The sequence below is a fragment of the Shewanella sp. NKUCC06_TVS genome (assembly GCF_019345515.1).
GTDB lineage: Bacteria > Pseudomonadota > Gammaproteobacteria > Enterobacterales > Shewanellaceae > Shewanella > Shewanella oncorhynchi.
Map to the genome: position 1 here is coordinate 175045 of NZ_JAHKQX010000009.1, position 21939 is coordinate 196983.

The following is a 21939-nucleotide window of genomic DNA, read 5'->3' on the forward strand; positions in this document are numbered from 1 at the left end:
CTCACAGATCATGATTTTTGGCTTACTTTCTAAAATTTAGAAAGATATAAGCGATTTTTACTGATTTTAGTTTTTAAATTTAGATTTATGATAATGAATATTATTTCATGGATGGCATGAAGAAAACGCGAGTACGGAGTCGCAGTATGTTTCGAAATAGTCAGTTTGCTTATGGAATTACCGCCATTGTGACCCATTGGTTGAGTGCGTTCGTCGTGATTGGGTTATTTGCAGTCGGTGTGTGGATGGTGGAGTTAACCTACTACAGTACTTGGTACAAGACTGCGCCGCATCTACATAAAAGTATTGGGATTCTGTTATTGGCTGCGACAATATTTCGTTTGGTATGGCGCTTAGTTAATCCCAAGCCAGTACCTGAGGCGAGTCATAAACCGTGGGAAAAGACGGCCGCACATTTGGCGCATTTTATTATTTATATCTTGCTCTTTGTCATCATGACTGCTGGCATTTTGATCTCAACCGCAGATGGCCGTGGTATCTGGGTGTTTGATTGGTTTGAACTACCAGGATTGGGACTTTTGTTTGAAAACCAAGCTGATATCGCGGGTGATATTCACCAATATGCGGCTTACAGCTTGATCGCGCTGGTCGTTATTCACGCCGTGGGCGCATTAAAACATCACTTTATCGATAAAGACGCCACCCTACTTAGAATGATTAAATTTAAACGAGGATAATACAATGAAAAAGCAACTGTTAAGCGCACTGATCGGTGTATCTCTATTGGCTCCTGTGGCGGCTTCAGCTGCTGACTATGTGATTGATCATGAAGGCGCTCACGCTTCTATTACATTTAAAGTGAATCACTTAGGTTATAGCTATGTGGTGGGGCGTTTTAATGATTTTAGCGGCGATTTTAGCTACGATGCGGCTAAACCTACTGCGATGAAAGTGAATGTCACTGTGAATACATTAAGTGTCGATTCAAACCATGCTGAGCGTGACAAACATATTCGCGGTGAAGATTTCCTTAATACTGGCAAATTCGCTAAAGCGACCTTTGCATCTACTTCGGTGGAAGATAAAGGAAATGGCGATTTAGTGATTAACGGTAACTTAACTTTAAATGGTGTGACTAAACCCTTAGCGATCAAGGCCCATGCTGTGGGTGAAGGTCAGGATCCTTGGGGTGGCTACCGTGCCGGTTTTACGGGCACAACTACCTTTGCGATGAAAGATTTCGGTATCAAGATGGATTTAGGTCCAGCATCTAGCCATGTTGAGTTAGATCTGGTGGTTGAAGGCGTGCGTAAGTAACTCTTTATTCTGCCATTAGATAAACAAAAAGCGCCGAAAGGCGCTTTTTTGTAAGCTTTATACTTAGGGCCGACTAACTACCAGAATTAATCTTGGTCTTTTTCTGGTACAAAACCTTCAATTTCAACATCTTTACCTTCAAATAGGAAAGAGGTCATTTGTTCTTCAAGAAATTTACGATCATCAACATTCATCATGTTGAGTTTTTTCTCGTTGATCAGCATGGTTTGCTTTTTTTGCCATAGGCCCCAAGCTTCTTTGCTGATGTTATCAAAAATGCGCTTACCTAAATCACCTGGATACAGTTGAAAGTCTAGGCCGTCGGCTTCTTTATTTAAATATACGCAATTGACTGTACGCGCCATGATTATTCCTTACTGACTGCGGAGTGAACGAGTGATCCCAAATTGGCTAGCACGCGCTCGGTGGCGGCGGCGAGTCCCACTTTGGAAGGATGACTTATGTTATACCAGAGAGACTGGTTTTGTTCCATGACAGCGCCCACGCTCTCTTTATTGCCGAGGGTTTTATCGCCGTGAGTTTTATCTAAGTTAAGCATCATGGGCTGAATATCTAAATGAAAGTGGCTAAATGTGTGCCTAAAGCCAGTTAACCATTCGAGTTGCTGCGCATCAAACCCTTGCTCTTCAAGATGAGTTTCAAGGGCGGCTTGGGTAGCGAATTCAGGGAAACACCAGAGCCCGCCCCAAATTCCCGCTGGCGGACGTTTAGCTAGAAAGACTTGGTTGTCTTGCATCATCACTAACATCCACGCCGCTTTGGTTGGTATGGTTTTTTTAGGCTTTTTGCCGGGGAAATCGGTTTGTCTGCCAATCAGTTGAGCTTTGCAATCAATCGCCACAGGGCAAGCGGCGCAGTTAGGTTTGCTACGAGTACAAATACTGGCGCCGATATCCATCATGGCTTGATTATATTTCTGAATATCTTGCTGCGGTGTGAAGGCATCCGTCAGTTGCCAAAGTTGCTCTTCAACCGTCTTTTGCCCTGGCCAACCTGCGATTGCCCCATGTCTTGCTAATACACGTTTTACGTTGCCATCGAGAATGGGGTGATGTTGCCCAAGTGACAATGACAATACTGCGCCTGCCGTCGAGCGGCCGATGCCGGGTAGGGCGAGCACTTGTTCAAAATGTGTTGGAAATAATCCCTGATAATCATCGCGGATTATTTGGGCTGCTTTATGCAGATTACGCGCCCTAGCGTAATAGCCAAGACCGGTCCAATGATGTAATACCTCATCGTCTGGCGCGTTAGCAAGTGCTAACACATCGGGGAAACGCGCCATAAATTTAAGATAATAGGGAATAACAGTCGCAACCTGAGTTTGTTGCAGCATAATTTCAGAAACCCATACGCGATATGGGGTTTTATCTTGCTGCCAAGGGAGGGTTTTACGACCGTGATTGTCGTACCAAGAGACGATACGTGTAGCGAAGGAGGCTGTAGATTTCATCGGCGCAGTGTAGCGGCAGTTATCTTCTTAGACAAGCGTCAAAGATAAGTTGGCAAGGGATCTAAAGCTAAAAATCGCTGCTAAATTCGCACTCTTAAATAATCTTGGTATACTTTCGCCCCATTAGTGCTTGCACTGTATGTTGAACTTTGGATAATGCCCTTCTTTTATGATGGTGTTGTCCACTAGACGAGGCAAAAATGAGCGAAGTCACTACCGCTGAATTTAATGAAGAAGGCAAGTATCTGCGCAAGATCAGAAGCTTTGTCCTGAGAGAAGGTCGCCTAACCAAAGGCCAAGCACACGCTATTGAAAGCCAGTGGCCAACAATGGGTTTAGATTACAGCCCAGTGCCATTGGTACTAAGCGACGTTTTTGGTCGTGAAGCTGATACTGTGCTGGAAATTGGCTTTGGCATGGGCGCCTCTTTAGTACAAATGGCTAAAGATGCACCAGAGCAAAATTTCATTGGTATTGAAGTACATAAACCGGGTGTAGGCTCTTGCCTCAGTGATGCCGCCATTGCTGGTGTGACTAATTTACGTGTGTATCATCACGATGCCATGGAAGTATTAGAACATGCGATTGCTGACGGTTCATTAGCCCGAGTGCAATTGTTCTTCCCAGATCCTTGGCATAAAAAACGTCACCATAAACGCCGCATCGTACAAGCTGAATTTGCCGAACTTATTCGTCGCAAGCTAAAAATTGGCGGTGTGTTCCATATGGCAACTGACTGGGAAGAATACAGCGAGCATATGTTAGAGGTGATGCAAGCCGCACCGGGTTATCAAAACCAGTCGGCCGACGGCAGTGTGGTGCCGCGTCCTGATCATCGTCCATTGACAAAGTTTGAAGCCCGCGGCCATAGACTGGGTCACGGTGTATGGGATCTGATGTTTGAGCGTATCGCTTAATCACGAACTCAATTTTAGCTAATTTTAAACACAAAAGGGAAAATCACTATGGCAACTAATCGTAGCCGTCGTTTACGTAAGAAAATGCGCGTTGATGAATTCCAAGAGTTAGGTTTCGATATGGCTTGGACTTTTGATGCATCAGTATCTGAAGCCGATATCGATGCAACTGTAGATAAATTCATCGATGAAGTGATCGAAACCCGTAAATTAGGTTTCCATGGCGGCGGCCACATCGAATGGGAAGGCATTATCGCCACCCAAACGATTGGTAAATGTACCGAAGAAGATATTGCTGCAGTTAAGGCATTCTGGGCGACCCAAAAAGTGTCTCAGGTTGAAGTTAGCGAACTGTACGACATTTGGTGGGGTTAATGCCCGAGTTGGCATTACTTGAGGAAGTGGTCGAGAAAGTTCGACCCTTGCTCGGCCAAGGAAAGGTTGCAAATTATATCCCCGCACTGGCCAGCGTTGATGCTGGCAAATTAGGCATTGCCGTCACGACTGTTGACGGTGAAACTTTAGGTGCGGGCGATTACCTTGAGCCGTTTTCGATTCAAAGTATCTCCAAAGTTTTCAGCTTAACCTTAGCGTTAACTTTATATGAAGAAGCCGAAATCTGGAGCCGTGTTGGCAAAGAACCTTCGGGCCATTCATTCAACTCTTTAGTACAAGTCGAGTTAGAACGTGGCAAGCCGCGTAATCCCTTTATCAATGCTGGCGCGTTAGTGATTGCTGACTTATTGCAGAGTCGTTTAGGTGCTCCTAAACACAGAATGCTTGAGTTAGTCAGGCAACTAAGCCAAAACGATAAAGTGTGTTTCGATAAACAAGTAGCAGATTCAGAATATCAGCATAGTGCGCGCAATGCGGCTATCGCTTATTTGATGAAGTCCTTTGGTAATTTTCAAGGCGATGTTGATACTGTGCTGCGCACCTATTTTCATTATTGCGCCTTGAAGATGAATTGTGCTGACTTGTCTAAGGCTATGTTGTATTTGGCTAATCGCGGCAAAAGTATCACAGGGACTGAGCTTATCTCTCAAGTGCAAACTCGACAACTTAACGCTCTGTTGGCAACCTCGGGCTTATACGATGGTGCGGGTGAGTTTGCTTATCGTGTTGGTATGCCAGGTAAAAGTGGCGTCGGCGGCGGTATTATTGCCGTGATCCCTGGAGAACTGTCGATTTGTGTATGGTCGCCAGAACTCGATAATAATGGCAACTCACTTGCGGGCACTGCGATGCTTGAGCATCTAAGTCAGCGTCTCGGCCGTTCTATTTTCTAGCTTTACCTCACGTTTTTATTAGCACTATCAGACTAAATGTTAGCGAATTTCGCTAATGACCTTTTAGTGCTAACTTTAAAAAAATCAACATAATCAAATTTTTATAATGTTGGCACGTCTCCTGCTATAAGCTATTCAGTAGTTTAGGTTTATCGAATTATTCAGATTAAAGGACGAACAAAAATGAAATTAAATAAGTTATTAACTGGATTTGCATTATCTGGCGTGATTTTAGGAACATCTAGCGTACAGCTGGCGCAAGCACAAATAGAGCCAAAAATAGATGAGCGCTGTGAAGTCTCCTTAAATTATGACGTTATGGTTGAGCCTAAAAAATTAGTCATGAGCGAGAAGGGCACAGAAAAGTATCGTATCGAAGTTGACAAGTTATTTGTGGAAGGTAAGCAAGTTAACTTAACCGACAAGCAGAAAAAATTGGTTACTCAATATGCCGATGAAGTTTCGACTCAAGTGCCAGAAGTGATTGAACTGGTGAATGAGGCAGTATCTCTTGCTTCCAAAGCGGTTGGTATGGCCTTAACACCTTTAATGGGTGATGCCGCTGGTGCAAAATTTGATGAAATGATGGCTGGCGTTCAAAAACGTGTTGACTCAGTGGCTTACAAGAATGGTGATAGCTTCTATTTATGGGCGACTGAAGACTCGATGCAAAGTACATTTAACGATGAATTCGAGCAGGAAATGGAACAAATTGTCCAGAATTCAATTGGCGCAATTATGATGAACTTAGGTGGCCAAATCATGTCTGGTGGCGGTGAAAATTTTGAAGCCAAGATGGATACCTTCTCCAAAAAAATGGACAATTTAGGCCAAGATATTGAGCAACAAGTGGAGAGCCAATCTAAGGGATTAGAAGCTAAGGCTGACCGTTTGTGCGACCGATTTGAAAATTTGTTAGTGCTTGAAAATCAATTGCGCCAAGAAGTGCCAGAACTAGCGCCTTATGTGTTGACACAAAACTCAACCAAGGAACTGCGTGAATAGTTCTTGCAAATAGTTCTTGTAAATATCTCTTACGAATCGCCCTTATTTTTAACTGCAATAACTTCTATCTCCTTGTGCATGAGTCAAACTTGAATGCTACGCCCCTAGTCAATTAATCGACTAGGGGCTTTTTTATTGGCTACTGTTTAATCGTGGCGACAACCTTTATGGCTAAGTTGATGTGGCTTATAGGCTAGGCTTGCAGCGATTTAGTTCGGAATGTTACAGTCTAGAGACGAATATTTGGTATACTCTTAAAATATAATTAAAAGCTGGCATATCAGTCAGATATAACCCCCTACTTTAGTGTACTTTTTCGGTCTAAATCTCTGCGTTATATCATTTTGATGCGAGATATCAATGCTATGGTTATTTTTAAGCGATGATTACGCTAACCATAGCTGCTCACCGAAAGTTAATATCATTGTCGTAAACAGCTTAAGGCGACTTCCATGTTAGAACTGTTAGAACCTATTGCGATTTTTACTCATGTGGCCAGAGCAGGTAGTTTTAGTGCCGCCGCAAGAAGGCTTGGGATCTCTAAGTCTAAGGTCAGTACACAAGTCGCCGATCTTGAACATAGACTTGGTGTTCAATTAATCCAACGTACCACCCGTAGCTTAAGTCTGACTGAAGCAGGGCATTTGCTGTATCTGCAAGGTGAAGAACTGCTGCGTGACGCTGAACAAGCGATAGCCAGCGTACATAACTTAAATGATGCGACCCGCGGTGTGCTCAAGGTGGGGATTTCCCAATCCTTTGGGGTGATGCATATCATTCCTGCGCTGCCATCCTTTATGGCAAAACATCCTGAGCTTGAGCTACAAGTGAGTTTACTGGACCATAAAGTAGATGTAGTGAGTGAAGGCTTAGATTTACTGTTAACTATGTCGGAGCAATTACCGCTTGGCATGGTTGCTAGACCGCTGATGAAGTGCCAATTCCTGTTAGTTGCTTCTCCTGGCTATATTGCTCAACATGGCGAGCCAACTCGACCTGAGCAGTTAGTTGACCACAATTGTTTGGTCTATCAAGGCGAGTGGCACGAGCACAGCATGTGGCAATTTAAGAAGGGTGATGATTACTGTGAAATTGGCGTATCGGGCAATTTCAGGGTAGATAACGCGCCAGCATTAAAATCTGCTGCAATCAGTGGTCTTGGGGTTGTGTATCTTGCGAGTTATCTGATGGAAGATGAAATTGCCAAAGGGACATTAGTGCCTTTACTGAAGGATTGGCAATTGACCCACCATCTGCCATTGCAGGCAGTTTATCCCCGTCGTAAGCACTTAGCACCTAAGGTTAGTTCTTTTATCGAATTCATCAAAGATCACATAGGAACGCCACCGTATTGGGATGCTCCCTATGTTGAATTATTCAGTAAACGTCAGTAAAATAGGAAACATTGTTCTCAAAAGCAGTCTTATGTGGTTTTAAATTGAGCACGAACTTTTATGGTTATTTAAAATCAATACTTTAGATTGAGTTGATGAGTACATTTGTTGATGGTTTTTTAGGGTGTTCTAAAGCACTTTTTTATAACATCCTTGAACTCTGTTCTTAATTGAATACAATGGTAACAGTTGATTCGGAATGATCTGAGTCCTATACGTTTATTGGAAATGACCCCTTTCAATTTTTGTATACAGGTCGGCATTAATGCAGTTTTGGATCACAGCCAACAGAAGTTTGAGAACTAAAACAATGTTGGCTCTTTAAACCATCATCCTAGTTTTTGGTTTACCTCAGCCTTATCGCTGAGGTAATTTTTTTATTGATGGTTTGTAGCCTTGAGCACAAGTTTTGTCTCCCTGTACCCTAAAGTCGCAACTGTGTGTTAAATGATGTGAAGGCGAGTGCTAAAGCATATATTAATGCAACAAATATAGTGACCCACAGTGAGAAGGGTTCTGTTATCTAACGGGATAATGGTACCAATAAAAAAGCCACTTTCGAGTGGCTTTTTTATTGGCTGCAGCTTAAGACTTTCACCTATGTCGCTTTAGTCGTGAAGCAAGTTAACAGTGCTTCACGGCTCAGCATTAGGGCATTAGGCCTGCTTCTTACTGGCTATCCAGAGATCGACTTGTTGCTCTAGCACATCCAGTGGCAATGCGCCGTTAGCAAGTACTAGAGTATGGAAGTCGCGGATATCAAATTGACTGCCAAGCTGTTGCTCTGCTTTATGTCTGAGTTCCAGCAGCTTAATCATGCCCACTTTATAGGCTGTTGCTTGCGATGGCATAACGATATGACGTTCAACCATTTTCACCGCATCCGATTTAGCATTTGGCGTATTATCCACGTAATAGGCAATGCCTTGCTCGCGGGTCCACTTCTTGGCATGAATACCGGTATCAACGACTAAGCGACATGCACGCCACAGTTCCATTGCTAGACGACCAAAGTCAGAATAGGGATCGGCGTAGAGTCCCATTTCTTTCGGGAAAGATTCGCTATATAAACCCCAGCCCTCGATATACGCGGTATAGCCACCAAATTTGCGGAACTTAGGAATATTTTGCAGCTCTTGGGAAATGGCGATCTGCATGTGATGACCCGGAATACCTTCGTGGTAGGCCAGCGCCTCCATTTGGTATTTCGGCATGGCTTTCATGTCATATAGGTTTGCATAGTAGCTACCTGGACGCGAGCCATCCGGCGCAGGTTGCTCATAGAAGGCTTTGCCTGCGGATTTTTCTCTAAAGGCTTCAACCTGTTTCACTATCATGGCGGCCTTAGGTTTTACTTTGAACACTTCATCTAAGCGCGATTTCATATTGTCGATGAGCTTAGTCGCCTCAGCTAAATAGGCGGCTTTGCCTTCGGCAGTATTGGGGTAGTAGAACTGGGGATCGTCACGCATAAAGCTAAAGAATTGCTGTAAATCGCCTTTAAAGTTGACCTTCGTCATGATGGCGCGCATTTCATTGTGAATACGTTCCACCTCAGAAAGTCCTAAGTCATGGATTTGATCTGCGCTCATGTTTGTCGTGGTCGTTCGTGCCAAGGCATTATTGTAATAGGCGGCTCCGTTAGGGAGTTTCCACGCACCATCGCGGTCATCAGCTTTGGCTGCTAAGGTTTTTACGTAACTGATGAGTCTGTTATAGGCGGGCTCGACTTGAGTAACGAGTGCTTGCTCAGCCTGTTGAAGCAGTGTTTGCTTTTCCGTTTCTTTAATCGCTAATGCGTTAACTTTACGGCGAAAATCTGCGAGTAACGCGCTGTCGTCGCCTTTATCAAAAGGCGCACCTTTGATGATGTTTTGGCTGTCTGAAATCACATAGGCGAATACAAACTTAGGCGCGATAATGCCTTTATCTGCGCGAACGTCTAATACTGTCTGTAGTTGACTTAACCGTTTGGGCACGCCATTCAAGCGGCTGATATAGGCCTTTGCATCGCTGACATCTGTGATTTGATGTTGGTTAATCAAGAAGGAGGCGATCATAGAGTGGCCACCATACATCTGATTCACAGGGTAATTATGATAGCGCCATTGGTCATCTTCGATGTCATTTTGCAGATTTTGCTTCAGTAACGTGAGGCTAAGATGAGTTTGTGGATCGAGTTTGGTCGCATCAATCTGATTGACCCGCGCCAGTTGTTTTTTTGTGCGATCTAGGGTTTTATCATCGGTGGCATCACCTAGTTCATCCCATTTATCATAGTCTTGCTTGATCCCCATATAGGTCTGCGAAATGGGACTCGCCATAATGTTTTCCATGAAGATGGTTTCGAACAGGGCATTGGCTTTTTCTGATTCGGTTTGCGCTACTGCATTCACAGGTTCGCTTGCACTGTGTAAGGTTGGCGCAGTTGATGCTGCATACGCGGGAATGGTCAGCAGAGCTGAAAGGGTCAGTGCGACTAAGCTGATTTTAGTTTTTATTGGCATGATCAGGCTTCCTAGATTGATTTGCATCAATACTAAAGAAGCGGAACAAGAATGTATGGATATTAGTGTTAGAAAATGTGTTAGCAGTAATAGTATTAAACTGCACTATTGAAAGCTAACACATTATTTATAGAGCTATTTTAACGGCAGGCTTAGCAGAATTGTGTCAGTAAATCATTAACAAACATATGACCTTTACTGGTTAATTGCCAATGTTCAGCGGATTCTGTCAGTAAACCGCGTTGTTTGGCTTTTTCCATTCCTTCGGTCAATGTGTCTCTGTGTTGTCCTGTGCGCAGTTCAAATTCTTGCTTAGGAATAGGTATCATAAGACGCAGGCGATTCATTAAATATTCGAGCGCGCGGTCTTCCTCTGCAACTTCAATCGATTCGAAGGTGTAGTTGTGGGCACTCAGATATCCCTTGGGATGTTTAATTTTTACCGTGCGTATGATGCGGTTTTCTTCTGGCAGCGTCACTTTGCCGTGGGCGCCACAGCCTATGCCTAGATAATCACCAAACTGCCAGTAGTTGAGATTGTGCCTACATTGGTAACCGGGTTTTGCGTAGGCAGATATTTCGTATTGCTCATACCCTAATGCGGCCAGCTTTTGTTGACCTTGCTCATAGATATGCCAGAGCGCTTCGTCATCGGGCAGCTGCGGCGGTTTTGAGTGGAATAGGGTGTTGGGCTCAATCGTTAACTGATACCAAGATAGGTGTGGCGGGTTAAGCGCCGCTGCCGTGTCGATATCGGCCATAGCTTCAGCAAAACTTTGGTTGGGTAATCCATGCATTAAATCGAGGTTAAAACTCAAGTATCCCGCTTGGCTGGCTTTTTGAGCGGCGACTTGTGCCTCGTTTTGATCGTGAATACGTCCGAGTAAGTTGAGTTTATCCTTAGAAAAGCTTTGCACCCCGATAGATAAACGAGTGACGCCCGCTGCACGATAGGCACTAAAGTCATCGTGCTCTAAAGTACCAGGATTGGCTTCCATAGTGATTTCGATATTGTCACTAAAGGGAATTAGCGCATTGGCACCATCGAGTATGCGTTTGATTTGTTTAGCATCGAATAATGATGGCGTGCCGCCACCGATAAAGATGGTATGGATCTGCCGCCCTTGGACGAGATGTAAATCTTGGCGTAAGTCTTCCAATAGCGCAGCAACATAAGCTTCCTGTGGCAGCTCACCATTTTGGCCATGGGAATTAAAGTCACAATAGGGACACTTTTGTACGCACCAGGGAATATGGATATACAGACTGAGTGGTGGCAGTTCGAGCTTCATTGCAGTAGTCACGGCAGTTGACGACATTATTGTGCATTCCCGCCAGTTAACACGCCTTGGGCTTGCATGGCGGCGATAAGTTGCACTAGGGCTTTACCACGATGACTTAAGGCATTTTTCTCGTTGCTGCTCAGCTCTGCTGCGCTACATTGATAATTTTCAGGGATAAAAATCGGATCGTAACCATGGCCATTAGCGCCGCGTTGGCTAAAGTTGATTTGGCCTTCCCATGAGGCTTGGCAAATAATCGGGGTAGGGTCTTTCGCATGGCGCATATATACCAGTACGCATTGGAATCTTGCCCCGCGAGGTGCTGGCTGGTCTTTTAACGTCTCAAGTAGTTTCAATACGTTGTCTTGATCTTTGGCATTTTCGCCTGCGTAACGTGCTGAATAAATGCCTGGAGCGCCTTGGAGTAAATCCACTTCTAAACCCGAATCATCGGCAATGGCCGCAAGTCCGGTGATTTCGGCGGCATGCCTGGCTTTGATAATGGCATTCTCTACAAAAGTGGTACCCGTTTCTGCTACTTCGCTGACATTAAACTGGCTCTGCGGCAGTACAGTGACACCGTAGCTTGCGAGCATTTGATCGAATTCAGCGAGTTTGCCTTTATTACCGCTGGCGAGGACGATTTGTTGCATGGAATACCTATCATAAATGGGGCGACGTGCGTTGGCACTATGATACCCAAGCTCAATAGTAAAGGACAGGGAAAGGGGTTGGCGCTACAGGAAAGCAACGCCAACAAAGGTATAAAATAGGTTTATTCAACGTAGAATTTTTGCTTGAACTGTAAGTTCGTGTTCAGTTGATTGCCATATTTAATTGCGATATTGAAGTTGATTTCCTGATCATCGCGGTAGGGCACTTCGGCAATGTAATAAATCGCATCACCTTCGCGGATCTCTTTAAACGTTAGGTTGATTCGCGCATCTAACAAATTATTAGCAACTCCAGTAATTTCAACGGGTACTGCGGGCTTATTCGCTTCGCTAATATCTAATACGGCAATATTGATAATGCCAATGTAGTTACTGCGCTTAATGCCATAGGATTTGGCTATGCTAGGCGTTAAAAATGTACTGCCAAGTGCCATGTAATGAATATCAAAATTGCCGACAGTTTCTTTTTGCTCGGCATTTGCAACACCGCAAAGGCTGGCCGTGAGGGCTAATACAGCGAGAAGATTACGGAACATGATGGGATACCTCATATTAGGGAATGTTGGATTATAGGGCCGCTGTGACTATTTTTTTCAATAAATTAATAGCATTCAAAGGATTAATTCGTTTTCAGTTGTACGATTCTTTAACTGATTGATCTTTCAACTGAATTACTTTTCACTATCTTGCCCCATCAGTTCAGTAATGACACTTGGGATGATCTTAGGGTCAATAATGCGGATTTGTTTATGTCGGCCAAGTTCACCTTTTATTATGTGAATGTCGCTCTTTGGCACTTTAAAAGCTTTTGCTAAGTACTTGCTTAAATGGGCATTCGCTTTGCCATCAATAGGCGGCGCAGTGATGGCTACTTTTAGCTCATCACCGTGCAATCCTACAATTTGATCTCGGCTAGCCTTAGGCTGAATGTAGAGATTAAGCAGCAAGTCACCTTGCTGCAAAGTCACTGCACTCATTAGATCACAGCCCAATAAGGGATATATTGAGCAAGTAACATATTGAGGAAATTCATACCAATAATGACCAGCATTACGGATAAATCTAAACCACCAATTGGCGGTATGATACGACGTATTGGTGCTAATACGGGTTCAGTTAACTGACCCATGATCATTACAATTGGATTATAGCCTTGGTTAAACCAGCTTAAGATTGCGCGTATTAATAGCATCCAAAATAGCAGTACCCCTGCTTTTTTGACCACAGATACAACGGCAAACAGCAAAAATAACAGTATGTCTATGCCACCGCCCGCAATGAGGCTAATTAGTAGCAGCTTGGCTATCACAACCAATAATGCGAGGACGAAAGATGCGGTATCAAATCGCCCTAAGGAAGGCAAAATACGGCGCATTGGTGCGATGAGCGGGTGAGTTGCTTTAACAATAAATTGGCTAAAAGGATTGTAAAAATCAGCCCTTGCCAGTTGTAACCAAATCCGCAAAATCACCACCATCAAATAGAGATCGAATAGAGTGGTGATTAAAAAGGTAAATGCATTCATCGAGATTTCTACCTATTAAAGTTCGATATAAAAACGTGTTAGTGGATCAAAATGTTTTAGCCATTTCTTCTGCACGATTAATACAGTTTTCCATGGCTTTTTTTACTAAGCCGCGCATATCCGCAGCTTCAAATGTCGCCAGCGCTTGTGCGGTGGTGCCGCCCTTTGAAGTAACATTCTCCCTTAAATTACCTAAGGTCAGTTGTGGGTTTTGCTTTGCCATCATAGCAGCGCCAAGCGCAGCTTGCTGCACTAAACTTCTGGCTTTTGTTTCATCCATTCCCATTTCTTTGCCTGCATCTATCATAGACTCCATTAGCAAAAAGAAATAAGCCGGTGAACTGCCCGATAGTGCAATCACTTGATCTAAATCTGACTCTTCATTTACCCACACTATTTCGCCGCCGCTTGACATCAAACGATCGCAAATGGCTTTCTGCTCGGTAGTAATGCTTTGAGGCGCATAGAGGCCAGTCATACCCACACTAATTTGCATCGGCGTATTTGGCATGGCGCGGATAAGCTTGATGTCTTGTGCCAGATAGTCGGTATATCGCTTTGCTTTAATGCCCGCAGCGATAGTGATGACTAACTTATTCGACAGCTCGACTGTCTGTAATGCTTCACAAACTTGTTGCATCAATTGTGGTTTTACCGAAAGTACTATGACATCGGCAGCTTGCGCCGCGGCTAAATTATCCTGAGAAACCAAAATCCCAAAATCGTCTTTTAGTGCATCGAGTTTACCTTGGCTGGGATTAGTCGCTTGGATGAGTTGAGCTGGATAGCCGCTATTGACTAAGCCACTGATGATGCTGCGCGTCATATTGCCGGCACCGATAAAGCAGATTTTCTGTTGATCCATTTGATTCTCTTCAGTGTGTTAACCGTTAACTTGTAACATCTTCACCTTAAATTAAGATGATAAAACGGTTAGTCATTTGAATGACTGAGCCTGATTATCGACTCTCGCTAATTGCTCTTAAATCGTTAATGTTCGGTGTTCTTAAATACAGTATTTGGGCATAAAGTGCTAAAAACAAGGTTAAACTGACCTCTAACTAAATGCCGAACGTGGATTTTACGCAGCGTAATTGCGCTCACCAAAAATGGCACTGCCAATACGCACCATAGTTGAACCGCAGCTAATCGCTGTATCTAGGTCATTACTCATCCCCATTGAAAGCGTATCTACAGCGGGATAATGCGATTTAAGTTCTTGAAATAGATTGTTTAACATGGAAAACTCTTTAAGCTGTAACTCTGTATCCGCGGTAGCCGTTGGAATTGCCATTAGGCCTCTCAGTGCTAAGTTAGGTAGCTGAGCTATCAGTTCGGCCAGTGGCAGCATTTGAGCCGCATCTATGCCAGATTTTGTGTCTTCAGCACTGATATTAATTTGAATACAGACGTTTAATGGCGCCAATTCGGCCGGACGTTGCTCATTGAGACGTAGGGCAATTTTGTCGCGTGAAACGGTATGCATCCAATCGAAATGCTGGGCGACTATGCTGGTTTTATTAGATTGGAGTGGGCCGATAAAATGCCATTCTATGTCGGGGAAATCTCCCTTGAGCGCAGTAATTTTTTCAGCGCCTTCTTGGACATAGTTTTCGCCAAAGCAACGCTGACCCGCTTGGTAGGCTGCTATAATGTCTTCAATAGGTTTAGTCTTGCTGACGGCAAGTAAGCGAATACTGCAGGGGGGGCGGGCACATTTTTGCGCTGCTTGTGTGATCCTGCGCTGTGCGATTGCGAGTCTGTCTGCTATTGTTGTCATGATGTAATTATCTAGTTGCAAGGATATCCCAAACGATGGAAATCACTGAGTTATTGGCATTTAGTGTAAAACACAAAGCCTCGGATCTACACCTTTCTGCAGGGATATCTCCCATGATCCGTGTTGACGGTGAAGTGAGAAAAATTAACCTGCCCGCGCTCGATCATCAAGGTGTACACAGTTTAGTGTACGACATAATGAATGATAAGCAGCGCAAGGACTACGAAGAACATTTAGAAATCGATTTCTCGTTCGAAGTCCCTAATCTTGCACGCTTTCGTGTTAACGCATTCAATCAATCCCGTGGTGCAGCGGCTGTGTTTCGTACCATTCCAAGTGACATTTTGTCACTTGAGCAATTAGGTGCGCCGGAAATTTTTAAAAAAATTGCCAGTTTCCCTCGCGGATTGGTGCTAGTGACTGGACCTACGGGGTCGGGTAAGAGTACCACACTTGCCGCTATGGTGGATTACGTGAATGAAAATCGACATGATCATATCTTAACCATTGAAGATCCTATCGAATTCGTTCATCAAAATAAGCAATGTTTGATTAACCAACGTGAAGTTCACCGCCATACCCACAGCTTTAATGCGGCGCTTAGAAGCGCACTGCGTGAAGACCCAGACGTGATTTTAGTCGGTGAGATGCGTGACCTTGAGACCATTCGTTTGGCTATGACCGCCGCTGAAACAGGCCACTTAGTGTTTGGTACCTTGCATACCACCTCTGCCGCGAAAACGATTGACCGTGTGGTCGACGTATTCCCCGCCGGTGAAAAAGACATGGTGCGCACTATGTTGTCTGAATCGCTGCAAGCGGTTATTTCACAAACTCTGATTAAAAAGGTGGGAGGAGGCCGTGTCGCCGCCCATGAAATCATGATGGGCACGCCCGCTATCCGCAACTTAATTCGTGAAGACAAAGTGGCGCAAATGTATTCGGCAATTCAAACAGGTATGGCCCATGGAATGCAGACCTTAGAGCAATGTTTACAGAATTTAGTCAATCGCGGTCTTATCACTCGTGAAGATGCAATGGCGAAAAGTTCGAATAAACAAGCGACATTTTAAGGATTTATGATGGATGTTCGTCCGTTTTTAAAAGTGATAGTGGAACGCAAAGCCTCCGACTTGTTCATCACAGCGGGCTTTCCGCCGAGTGCCAAGATTGACGGTGAATTGCGTCCCTTGGCCGAAAGTGCCTTTACTCCAGCACAATCACTGGATTTTGTTGAGTCGTTAATGACCGAGGCTCAGAAGCAAGAGTTTCATTCCACTCGTGAGTGTAACTTCGCTTTTGCGGCAAAGGATTTAGGTCGTTTTCGGGTGAGCGCTTTTTGGCAGCGTGAATCGCCTGGCTGCGTGATGCGCCGTATTGAGACTAAAATCCCTGATGTCGATGATTTAAAATTGCCGCCTATTCTAAAAGACCTGGTGATGAGTAAACGTGGTCTCATCATTATGGTAGGCGGAACGGGAACGGGTAAGTCAACGTCCTTGGCGGCCTTGGTGGGTTATCGCAATGGTCATGCTCGTGGGCATATTTTGACTATTGAAGATCCGGTTGAATTCGTTCATGACCACAGAAAAAGTATAATCACTCAGCGTGAAGTGGGCATAGATACTGAGTCTTTTGATGCGGCGCTAAAAAGCTCCCTTCGCCAAGCTCCCGATGTGATCTTGATTGGTGAAATCCGTACCCAAGAGACGATGGAGTTTGCGCTGTCATTTGCTGAAACGGGTCACCTCTGTATGGCAACCTTGCATGCCAACAACGCCAACCAAGCGTTAGACCGGATTATGCATCTCGTGCCTGAGAGTAAGCATCAACAGTTGTTGTTCGATTTATCATTAAATTTGCGCGGTATTGTGGCGCAGCAATTGATCCCTAAAGTTGATGGCACAGGGCGTCGCGCCGCGATTGAAGTATTGATTAATACCCCAAGGGTGGCGAGTTTAATTGCGAAGAACGAGCTGCATTTACTCAAAGAAACCATGGCAAAATCCAACGAGCAGGGCATGCAGACGTTCGATCAGGCCTTGCTGAAACTTTATGTCGATGGCGAGATTAGTTACGCCGATGCGCTGCACCATGCTGATTCACCAAACGATTTACGTTTGATGATTAAATTGCAGAATAAAGAATCCACGGGCTCAGGTTTTATGGAAGGTGTCACCTTAGACATGGACTAGCGTGATAGTCAGGTTCTGGGTTAGGCAGCTCTTTATGGGCTGCTTTTTGTTTGTGTATTAGATTTTCGTTCAGCTCAATCGGTTCTACTTCATCGCTATGTTGCCATTATCCATAGCTTTTATTTTTTAATTCAATATGATCTTTACCTAGTGCGTTTGCGTAATGTACAGGTAAAGGAGAAAGCAATGAAAAAATTACCCATGATATTCGCTATGACAGCGAGCTTGATGAGTGTTGGCGCTATGGCGGCTACTTGTCCCGAGTATCTGAACCTTGAAGTACGAAAATTACATTCTGAAGAGATAGTTAATCTGTGTGAATTGACTCAGGGAAAACCAGTGTTGATTGTTAACACGGCCAGTAACTGTGGTTACACCCCGCAGTTTAAAGCGCTCGAAACATTGAATGAAAACTACAAAGATAAAGGCTTAGTGGTCATTGGTTTCCCATCGGATGATTTTTTCCAAGAAGAAAATGATGAGAAAGATACGGCTAAGGTGTGTTACATCAATTACGGTGTCACCTTTACTATGCTGTCGACATCGCCAGTACGTGGTAGTGACGCTAATAGTGTCTTCAAATACTTAGCTGAAAAAACTGGTGCGCCTAAGTGGAATTTTTATAAGTATGTCGTCAGCGGTGATGGTGCGGTTGTGCAACAGTTCAATTCTAAAGTGAAGCCAGATAGTGAAGAGCTTAAGCAAGCGATAGAATCTGTACTTTAATCTTACGAATATTTATTAATTAAGAGGCTGTTTTGGCTAAATTTTCAGGCTTATCCAAAGAAGTTGGACACGGGCAGCGCGGCAAAGTAGGCGTGTTGTTGTTGAATTTAGGTACTCCAGATGAACCCACAGCATCTGCTGTTAGACGTTATCTTGCAGAGTTTTTAGCGGATCCCCGAGTCGTCGAAATTCCTAAGCTAGTGTGGATGTTGATTTTACACGGGATTATTTTACGGGTACGGCCTGCAAAATCGGCAGCGTTATACCAAAAGGTATGGACTGCGGCAGGTTCTCCGTTGATGGACATTAGTTTGCGTCAAACGGCAAAGTTAGCGGATAAGCTTAAAGCTGATAACTACGATGTCTCTGTCCATTTAGCCATGCGTTACGGTAATCCGTCGGTTGCTAGCACCTTGCAGAATATGCATCAAAATGGCATAGATAAAATCGTGGTGTTACCTCTGTATCCCCAATATGCGGCGCCAACCACAGGTTCTGCATTTGATGCGATTGCGGCTGAGTTGTCCAAGTGGCGCTATATTCCAGCACTGCATTTTATTAATACTTATCATGACAATGCTGACTTTATTAATGCTTTAGCCAATTCGATCACGGCTGATTTTGAAGCCCATGGTAAACCGCAAAAATTGGTGTTGTCATACCATGGTATGCCTGAACGTAATTTGCATTTAGGCGATCCGTATTACTGCTTCTGCATGAAAACGACTCGACTGGTTACCGAGAAGCTTGGGTTAGGTAAAGATGAGTTTGTGATGACATTTCAATCGCGTTTCGGTAAAGCCAAATGGCTACAACCTTATACCGATGCGACTTTGAAAGCGTTGCCGCAACAAGGCGTGCGTGATATTGCTATCGTCTGCCCTGCTTTTAGCGCCGATTGTTTAGAAACGCTGGAAGAAATTGTTGGTGAGAATGGTCATCTCTTTGCCGAGGCGGGTGGTGAGAAGTTCCGTTACATCGCTGCACTAAACGATGATGATGCACACATTACTATGATGGCCAACTTAGTGAAGCCACATTTTTGATCCGGTAATTTATCGGGTTAAACACCAAACTAAAAGGATAAGGCAACTTATCCTTTTCTTTTTGTTGTAGTTTTATTTATTGTGGCATTACTTGCTGAAGTTATTTTCGAAGTAGCTTTCGATGATAAGGACGGCAGACACAGCATCGACTTGACCTTTGGTCAGTGCCTTAAACCCGCCCAATTCGAATAATCTGGCCTTAGCATCAGTGGTAGTTAATCGCTCATCTTGAGTGGCTATTTTGACTTTGAACTTAGCATTGATGCGGTTCGCAAATTTACGCGCCCTGTGGGTCATATCTTGCTCTGTGCCATCCATATTTAAAGGCAGACCAACGACGACTAAGTCGGGTTGCCACTCCTTGATTAAGTCGCCTATCTGATCCCAATTTGGGATCCCATCGACGGCTTTAATTGACAACAATGGCGTGGCGCTAGCGGTGATTTCTTGGCCTATAGCGACACCAATGCTCTTAGTGCCAAAATCAAAGCCTAATACGGTTTTCGAATTCATAGTGTGCTGACTTATATTAATAAATAGACTTAAGCGTGACCCGCTTGAGCTGAAACTTGCCAAGCATCAAATCCGAGAGCACGGCTGGCCTGTGGCCAACGGTCTTCGTGTTTAATGTTAAACAAGAGCGCATTCGTTGCTGGAATTGTGAGCCAAGAATTATCGGCAAGCTCTTGTTCGAGCTGATCTTTACTCCATCCAGCATAACCTAATGCGACGAGAAACTTCTCGGGCGATCTGTTGCTTCCAATCGCGGTTAACACATCACGGGAAGTGGTTAGCATTAAACCACAACCCAGATCTGTGCTATTGGCCCAATAAGGCTGAGAGGTATGCAGCACAAAGCCGCGATCTTGGGAGACGGGGCCGCCCATCATGACATTGGTATTGAGCACTAAATCCGCGGAGACTTGCTCTGCTGGCAAATCCATTTGTTCTAATAGCGAATTAACTTCGATACCGAGCGGTTTATTGATCACCAGTCCCATGGCGCCTTTGGTATCATGTTCACAGATATAAATGACTGAGCGTTCAAAAAACGTGCCGTGTAGTGAGGGCATGGCAATTAAGAAATGGTTCTGCAAACTCTCCATTAAACTACTCCGTTTGATGTGGCTAAGTTGATCTAGCTTGCTGCTATATTGCTAAGTCGGGCGAGATTAACCGCCAGCTAATTTAACTTTGTAGTTTTGTTTCTCAAGTAATAGCTTTAATTGCTCACGGTTGTCCGTTTGGACCTCAATAGTGAAATCTTTAACCGTACCACCACAACCACATTGTTTCTTAAGGGCTTGTGCCATTGCTTTTAACGCTGCTTCATCGAGACCTAACCCAGAGATAATCGAAACGCCTTTGCCTTTGCGGCCCTTACTGTCTCTATGGATCCTGACTATACCGTCGGATTCAGGAATCACTTTAGTGACGGGCTCTGCATTTATACGGCCTTTGTCGGTGCTGTACACTAAGGATACATTAGGATCTGCTTTCATAGATTTCATTCATTGGTGTTAAAAGATGACTTATACCCGTTCAGTTTATCAAATTTGCAGGGGTTCTGGGAGGTAAAAAAAGACCACTTGAGGATTATCCTTAAGTGGTCTGAACAAAATGCTAACTCTTTGCAGGGAAGTAAGCATATTTTTGAAAAGTAAGCTTAAAGCTCGGGATCAATTCATTCGCATGAATACCATGGCTATCAGCGCCACAGCGGTGAGTAATGCACTGGGCATAATAAATTTATGTAACTTAGGTAACGCAATTAAGCAGGCTGTTGTAACAAAACCAAATGCGGCGACTGTGGCATAGTTAGTGCCATTAGCAATGGTATCAATAACCAACCAGCCAAGCACTAGGAGGGGTAATATCAGTAAACTGGTAGGCAAATGACGTTTTATTTTTGCGTTATTCACCTCGAGAGAAATTTTTTCTGGTGCAAGGAAAAAAATGGCAGATGCAACCATAAACGCGCTAATAAACCAGTACATTTCAACACCTCCCTCAAATCTTAATTGATAATCATTATCATCTTTGGTTTTGCTGAAGTCAAGCTGAATGAGATGCCACTTTTTAATCAATTGAGTTGTAGATTAGGCTATTGCTCTGTAAGCTAAATTCATATCTCTGATACTTGTCTTTGTTCGGGTCGAACATCTGAGGAAATTAAGATGAAAAATATTTTTGTAGCATTAGCTGTGTTGGCACTCAGTGCCTGTAGTTCGATGAAGTCAGGTTGGGATTTTGATCCTAGCGCAAATTTTACCCAATATAAAACCTATGCTTGGGTTGCTCAGAAAACGGATTCTGCTGGATATCATTTGGATGGCTTGATGGACCAACGGGTCAGAGAAGCGGTGAATAGCCAGTTAGCGAGTAAGGGGATGACATTAGTTGATGCAAAAGATGCTGATGTACTTGTTAATTATCTGACCAAAGTTGATAAGAAGATTAATGTTGATACCTTCAATAGTAATTTTGGCTACAACCCATACTATGGTCCAGGATGGGGTTGGGGCGGCAATATGCAGACCCAAACCACAGTAAGAGAATATGAAGTTGGCACCCTGATTATTGATTTGGTTGATAATAAAACCACTAAACTGATCTGGCGTGGTTCTGTTGCCGATACCATTCGCGACAAAAATACCCCAGAAGAAAGAGTACAGATCATCAATCAAGCAGTGGGCAGTGTAATGGCAAATTATCCACCTAAGCCTGACACTAAATAACCTGAGATCGGTTTAACAAGCCATAACTGTAATAGCATTAAACTCTGCGTTAGTGATGTTCAGTTGTGGCTTATTGTCTTTCAATTGATAGGCGATGAGTCCCGCAAT

The 21939-nt window shown here is 43.9% G+C and carries 26 protein-coding genes and 1 pseudogene; 12 read left to right on the forward strand and 15 right to left on the reverse strand.

Going from position 1 to position 21939, the window contains the following annotated elements:
- Positions 1–146: 146 nt before the first annotated feature.
- Both KO531_RS12120 and KO531_RS12125 read left to right on the forward strand, forming a co-directional pair.
- Positions 147–698 (forward strand): cytochrome b, encoded by a 552-nt coding sequence (locus tag KO531_RS12120; RefSeq protein WP_219233931.1) that lies wholly within the window; start codon positions 147–149, stop codon positions 696–698.
- Between the two features lie 4 nt (positions 699–702).
- On the forward strand, positions 703–1278 hold the full coding sequence (locus tag KO531_RS12125; RefSeq protein ID WP_028761297.1) for a YceI family protein: 576 nt from the start codon (positions 703–705) through the stop codon (positions 1276–1278).
- Between the two features lie 86 nt (positions 1279–1364).
- Here KO531_RS12125 and KO531_RS12130 read toward each other — a convergent pair whose 3' ends face one another.
- Positions 1365–1643, reverse strand: a complete 279-nt coding sequence (locus KO531_RS12130) for an oxidative damage protection protein (RefSeq protein ID WP_011788659.1) — start codon at positions 1641–1643, stop codon at positions 1365–1367.
- Between the two features lie 2 nt (positions 1644–1645).
- The gene (mutY, locus tag KO531_RS12135) at positions 1646–2752 is read right to left on the reverse strand and encodes an A/G-specific adenine glycosylase (RefSeq protein WP_219251288.1); all 1107 of its coding nucleotides are present in this window, start codon (positions 2750–2752) and stop codon (positions 1646–1648) included.
- Between the two features lie 200 nt (positions 2753–2952).
- Between mutY and trmB the strand changes: the two genes are divergently transcribed.
- From trmB to KO531_RS12160, 5 genes are all read left to right on the forward strand, one after another.
- Positions 2953–3669, forward strand: a complete 717-nt coding sequence (gene trmB / locus KO531_RS12140) for a tRNA (guanosine(46)-N7)-methyltransferase TrmB (protein WP_105251866.1) — start codon at positions 2953–2955, stop codon at positions 3667–3669.
- 48 nt (positions 3670–3717) lie between these two features.
- Entirely contained in the window at positions 3718–4044 is a 327-nt protein-coding gene (locus KO531_RS12145; RefSeq protein WP_028761293.1) for a YggL family protein, read from the forward strand.
- Positions 4044–4958: a glutaminase B gene (gene glsB, locus KO531_RS12150; RefSeq protein WP_113939414.1), complete on the forward strand. Its 915-nt coding sequence runs from the start codon at positions 4044–4046 to the stop codon at positions 4956–4958. Before KO531_RS12145 ends, glsB begins: the two co-directional genes overlap by 1 nt.
- A gap of 183 nt (positions 4959–5141) precedes the next feature.
- Positions 5142–5963, forward strand: coding sequence for a YggN family protein (locus KO531_RS12155; RefSeq protein WP_219251289.1), 822 nt, complete (start codon positions 5142–5144; stop codon positions 5961–5963).
- Between the two features lie 452 nt (positions 5964–6415).
- Positions 6416–7357, forward strand: coding sequence for a LysR family transcriptional regulator (locus tag KO531_RS12160; RefSeq protein ID WP_006082526.1), 942 nt, complete (start codon positions 6416–6418; stop codon positions 7355–7357).
- A gap of 656 nt (positions 7358–8013) precedes the next feature.
- On the opposite strand, the gene KO531_RS12165 is transcribed toward KO531_RS12160, so the two are convergent.
- From KO531_RS12165 to KO531_RS12200, 8 genes are all read right to left on the reverse strand, one after another.
- The gene (locus KO531_RS12165; protein ID WP_219251290.1) at positions 8014–9864 is read right to left on the reverse strand and encodes a DUF885 domain-containing protein; all 1851 of its coding nucleotides are present in this window, start codon (positions 9862–9864) and stop codon (positions 8014–8016) included.
- Between the two features lie 152 nt (positions 9865–10016).
- Entirely contained in the window at positions 10017–11183 is a 1167-nt protein-coding gene (hemW, locus tag KO531_RS12170) for a radical SAM family heme chaperone HemW (RefSeq protein ID WP_219251291.1), read from the reverse strand.
- A complete protein-coding gene (gene rdgB, locus KO531_RS12175; protein WP_219251292.1) occupies positions 11183–11800 on the reverse strand; it encodes an RdgB/HAM1 family non-canonical purine NTP pyrophosphatase in 618 nt (205 codons plus the stop codon). The genes hemW and rdgB overlap by 1 nt, the downstream gene beginning before the upstream one ends.
- 122 nt (positions 11801–11922) lie before the next feature.
- Complete coding sequence (locus KO531_RS12180) at positions 11923–12357, reverse strand: DUF4426 domain-containing protein (RefSeq protein ID WP_219251293.1); 435 nt, start codon at positions 12355–12357, stop codon at positions 11923–11925.
- A gap of 135 nt (positions 12358–12492) precedes the next feature.
- On the reverse strand, positions 12493–12798 hold the full coding sequence (gene yggU / locus KO531_RS12185) for a DUF167 family protein YggU (protein ID WP_028761286.1): 306 nt from the start codon (positions 12796–12798) through the stop codon (positions 12493–12495).
- On the reverse strand, positions 12798–13346 hold the full coding sequence (locus tag KO531_RS12190) for a YggT family protein (RefSeq protein ID WP_105251874.1): 549 nt from the start codon (positions 13344–13346) through the stop codon (positions 12798–12800). Before KO531_RS12190 ends, yggU begins: the two co-directional genes overlap by 1 nt.
- Before the next feature lie 46 nt (positions 13347–13392).
- Positions 13393–14211, reverse strand: a complete 819-nt coding sequence (gene proC / locus KO531_RS12195; protein ID WP_028761284.1) for a pyrroline-5-carboxylate reductase — start codon at positions 14209–14211, stop codon at positions 13393–13395.
- Between the two features lie 216 nt (positions 14212–14427).
- A complete protein-coding gene (locus KO531_RS12200) occupies positions 14428–15126 on the reverse strand; it encodes a YggS family pyridoxal phosphate-dependent enzyme (protein ID WP_219251294.1) in 699 nt (232 codons plus the stop codon).
- 35 nt (positions 15127–15161) lie between these two features.
- On the opposite strand from KO531_RS12200, the gene KO531_RS12205 reads away from it, so the two are divergent.
- From KO531_RS12205 to hemH, 4 genes are all read left to right on the forward strand, one after another.
- Positions 15162–16199: a type IV pilus twitching motility protein PilT gene (locus tag KO531_RS12205; protein WP_006082517.1), complete on the forward strand. Its 1038-nt coding sequence runs from the start codon at positions 15162–15164 to the stop codon at positions 16197–16199.
- A 9-nt stretch (positions 16200–16208) separates the two neighbouring features.
- Positions 16209–17321 carry a PilT/PilU family type 4a pilus ATPase gene (locus tag KO531_RS12210; RefSeq protein ID WP_028761282.1) on the forward strand — a complete coding sequence of 371 codons (1113 nt, stop codon included), beginning with the start codon at positions 16209–16211 and terminating at the stop codon, positions 17319–17321.
- 186 nt (positions 17322–17507) lie between these two features.
- Entirely contained in the window at positions 17508–18047 is a 540-nt protein-coding gene (locus KO531_RS12215) for a glutathione peroxidase (protein WP_219251295.1), read from the forward strand.
- 32 nt (positions 18048–18079) lie between these two features.
- Positions 18080–19093 carry a ferrochelatase gene (hemH, locus tag KO531_RS12220; RefSeq protein ID WP_219251296.1) on the forward strand — a complete coding sequence of 338 codons (1014 nt, stop codon included), beginning with the start codon at positions 18080–18082 and terminating at the stop codon, positions 19091–19093.
- Between the two features lie 87 nt (positions 19094–19180).
- Here hemH and ruvX read toward each other — a convergent pair whose 3' ends face one another.
- The 4 genes from ruvX to KO531_RS12240 all read right to left on the reverse strand — a co-directional run bounded on the left by ruvX (position 19181) and on the right by KO531_RS12240 (position 21090).
- Positions 19181–19606 (reverse strand): Holliday junction resolvase RuvX, encoded by a 426-nt coding sequence (ruvX, locus tag KO531_RS12225; RefSeq protein ID WP_006082513.1) that lies wholly within the window; start codon positions 19604–19606, stop codon positions 19181–19183.
- A 29-nt stretch (positions 19607–19635) separates the two neighbouring features.
- Positions 19636–20199, reverse strand: a complete 564-nt coding sequence (locus KO531_RS12230; RefSeq protein ID WP_219251297.1) for a YqgE/AlgH family protein — start codon at positions 20197–20199, stop codon at positions 19636–19638.
- A 66-nt stretch (positions 20200–20265) separates the two neighbouring features.
- Positions 20266–20595, reverse strand: a complete 330-nt coding sequence (gene yciH / locus KO531_RS12235) for a stress response translation initiation inhibitor YciH (protein WP_219251298.1) — start codon at positions 20593–20595, stop codon at positions 20266–20268.
- Positions 20596–20772: 177 nt separating this feature from the next.
- Positions 20773–21090, reverse strand: a complete 318-nt coding sequence (locus tag KO531_RS12240; RefSeq protein ID WP_219251299.1) for a hypothetical protein — start codon at positions 21088–21090, stop codon at positions 20773–20775.
- Positions 21091–21270: 180 nt separating this feature from the next.
- Here KO531_RS12240 and KO531_RS12245 point away from each other — a divergent pair, with 180 nt between their 5' ends.
- Entirely contained in the window at positions 21271–21831 is a 561-nt protein-coding gene (locus KO531_RS12245) for a DUF4136 domain-containing protein (protein WP_028761276.1), read from the forward strand.
- Positions 21832–21843: 12 nt separating this feature from the next.
- Here KO531_RS12245 and KO531_RS12250 read toward each other — a convergent pair.
- Positions 21844–21939: pseudogene (locus tag KO531_RS12250) on the reverse strand (IS982 family transposase); the annotation flags it as partial.

Excerpts from the sequence above, each read along its gene's own strand:
- KO531_RS12120 (WP_219233931.1), top strand. The coding sequence starts at position 147 with ATGTTTCGAAATAGTCAGTTTGCTTATGGAATTACCGCCATTGTGACC.
- KO531_RS12125 (WP_028761297.1), top strand. The coding sequence starts at position 703 with ATGAAAAAGCAACTGTTAAGCGCACTGATCGGTGTATCTCTATTGGCT.
- KO531_RS12130 (WP_011788659.1), bottom strand. The coding sequence starts at position 1,643 with ATGGCGCGTACAGTCAATTGCGTATATTTAAATAAAGAAGCCGACGGC.
- mutY (WP_219251288.1), bottom strand. The coding sequence starts at position 2,752 with ATGAAATCTACAGCCTCCTTCGCTACACGTATCGTCTCTTGGTACGAC.
- trmB (WP_105251866.1), top strand. The coding sequence starts at position 2,953 with ATGAGCGAAGTCACTACCGCTGAATTTAATGAAGAAGGCAAGTATCTG.
- KO531_RS12145 (WP_028761293.1), top strand. The coding sequence starts at position 3,718 with ATGGCAACTAATCGTAGCCGTCGTTTACGTAAGAAAATGCGCGTTGAT.
- glsB (WP_113939414.1), top strand. The coding sequence starts at position 4,044 with ATGCCCGAGTTGGCATTACTTGAGGAAGTGGTCGAGAAAGTTCGACCC.
- KO531_RS12155 (WP_219251289.1), top strand. The coding sequence starts at position 5,142 with ATGAAATTAAATAAGTTATTAACTGGATTTGCATTATCTGGCGTGATT.
- KO531_RS12160 (WP_006082526.1), top strand. The coding sequence starts at position 6,416 with ATGTTAGAACTGTTAGAACCTATTGCGATTTTTACTCATGTGGCCAGA.
- KO531_RS12165 (WP_219251290.1), bottom strand. The coding sequence starts at position 9,864 with ATGCCAATAAAAACTAAAATCAGCTTAGTCGCACTGACCCTTTCAGCT.
- hemW (WP_219251291.1), bottom strand. The coding sequence starts at position 11,183 with ATGTCGTCAACTGCCGTGACTACTGCAATGAAGCTCGAACTGCCACCA.
- rdgB (WP_219251292.1), bottom strand. The coding sequence starts at position 11,800 with ATGCAACAAATCGTCCTCGCCAGCGGTAATAAAGGCAAACTCGCTGAA.
- KO531_RS12180 (WP_219251293.1), bottom strand. The coding sequence starts at position 12,357 with ATGTTCCGTAATCTTCTCGCTGTATTAGCCCTCACGGCCAGCCTTTGC.
- yggU (WP_028761286.1), bottom strand. The coding sequence starts at position 12,798 with ATGAGTGCAGTGACTTTGCAGCAAGGTGACTTGCTGCTTAATCTCTAC.
- KO531_RS12190 (WP_105251874.1), bottom strand. The coding sequence starts at position 13,346 with ATGAATGCATTTACCTTTTTAATCACCACTCTATTCGATCTCTATTTG.
- proC (WP_028761284.1), bottom strand. The coding sequence starts at position 14,211 with ATGGATCAACAGAAAATCTGCTTTATCGGTGCCGGCAATATGACGCGC.
- KO531_RS12200 (WP_219251294.1), bottom strand. The coding sequence starts at position 15,126 with ATGACAACAATAGCAGACAGACTCGCAATCGCACAGCGCAGGATCACA.
- KO531_RS12205 (WP_006082517.1), top strand. The coding sequence starts at position 15,162 with ATGGAAATCACTGAGTTATTGGCATTTAGTGTAAAACACAAAGCCTCG.
- KO531_RS12210 (WP_028761282.1), top strand. The coding sequence starts at position 16,209 with ATGGATGTTCGTCCGTTTTTAAAAGTGATAGTGGAACGCAAAGCCTCC.
- KO531_RS12215 (WP_219251295.1), top strand. The coding sequence starts at position 17,508 with ATGAAAAAATTACCCATGATATTCGCTATGACAGCGAGCTTGATGAGT.
- ruvX (WP_006082513.1), bottom strand. The coding sequence starts at position 19,606 with ATGAATTCGAAAACCGTATTAGGCTTTGATTTTGGCACTAAGAGCATT.
- KO531_RS12230 (WP_219251297.1), bottom strand. The coding sequence starts at position 20,199 with ATGGAGAGTTTGCAGAACCATTTCTTAATTGCCATGCCCTCACTACAC.
- yciH (WP_219251298.1), bottom strand. The coding sequence starts at position 20,595 with ATGAAAGCAGATCCTAATGTATCCTTAGTGTACAGCACCGACAAAGGC.
- KO531_RS12240 (WP_219251299.1), bottom strand. The coding sequence starts at position 21,090 with ATGTACTGGTTTATTAGCGCGTTTATGGTTGCATCTGCCATTTTTTTC.
- KO531_RS12245 (WP_028761276.1), top strand. The coding sequence starts at position 21,271 with ATGAAAAATATTTTTGTAGCATTAGCTGTGTTGGCACTCAGTGCCTGT.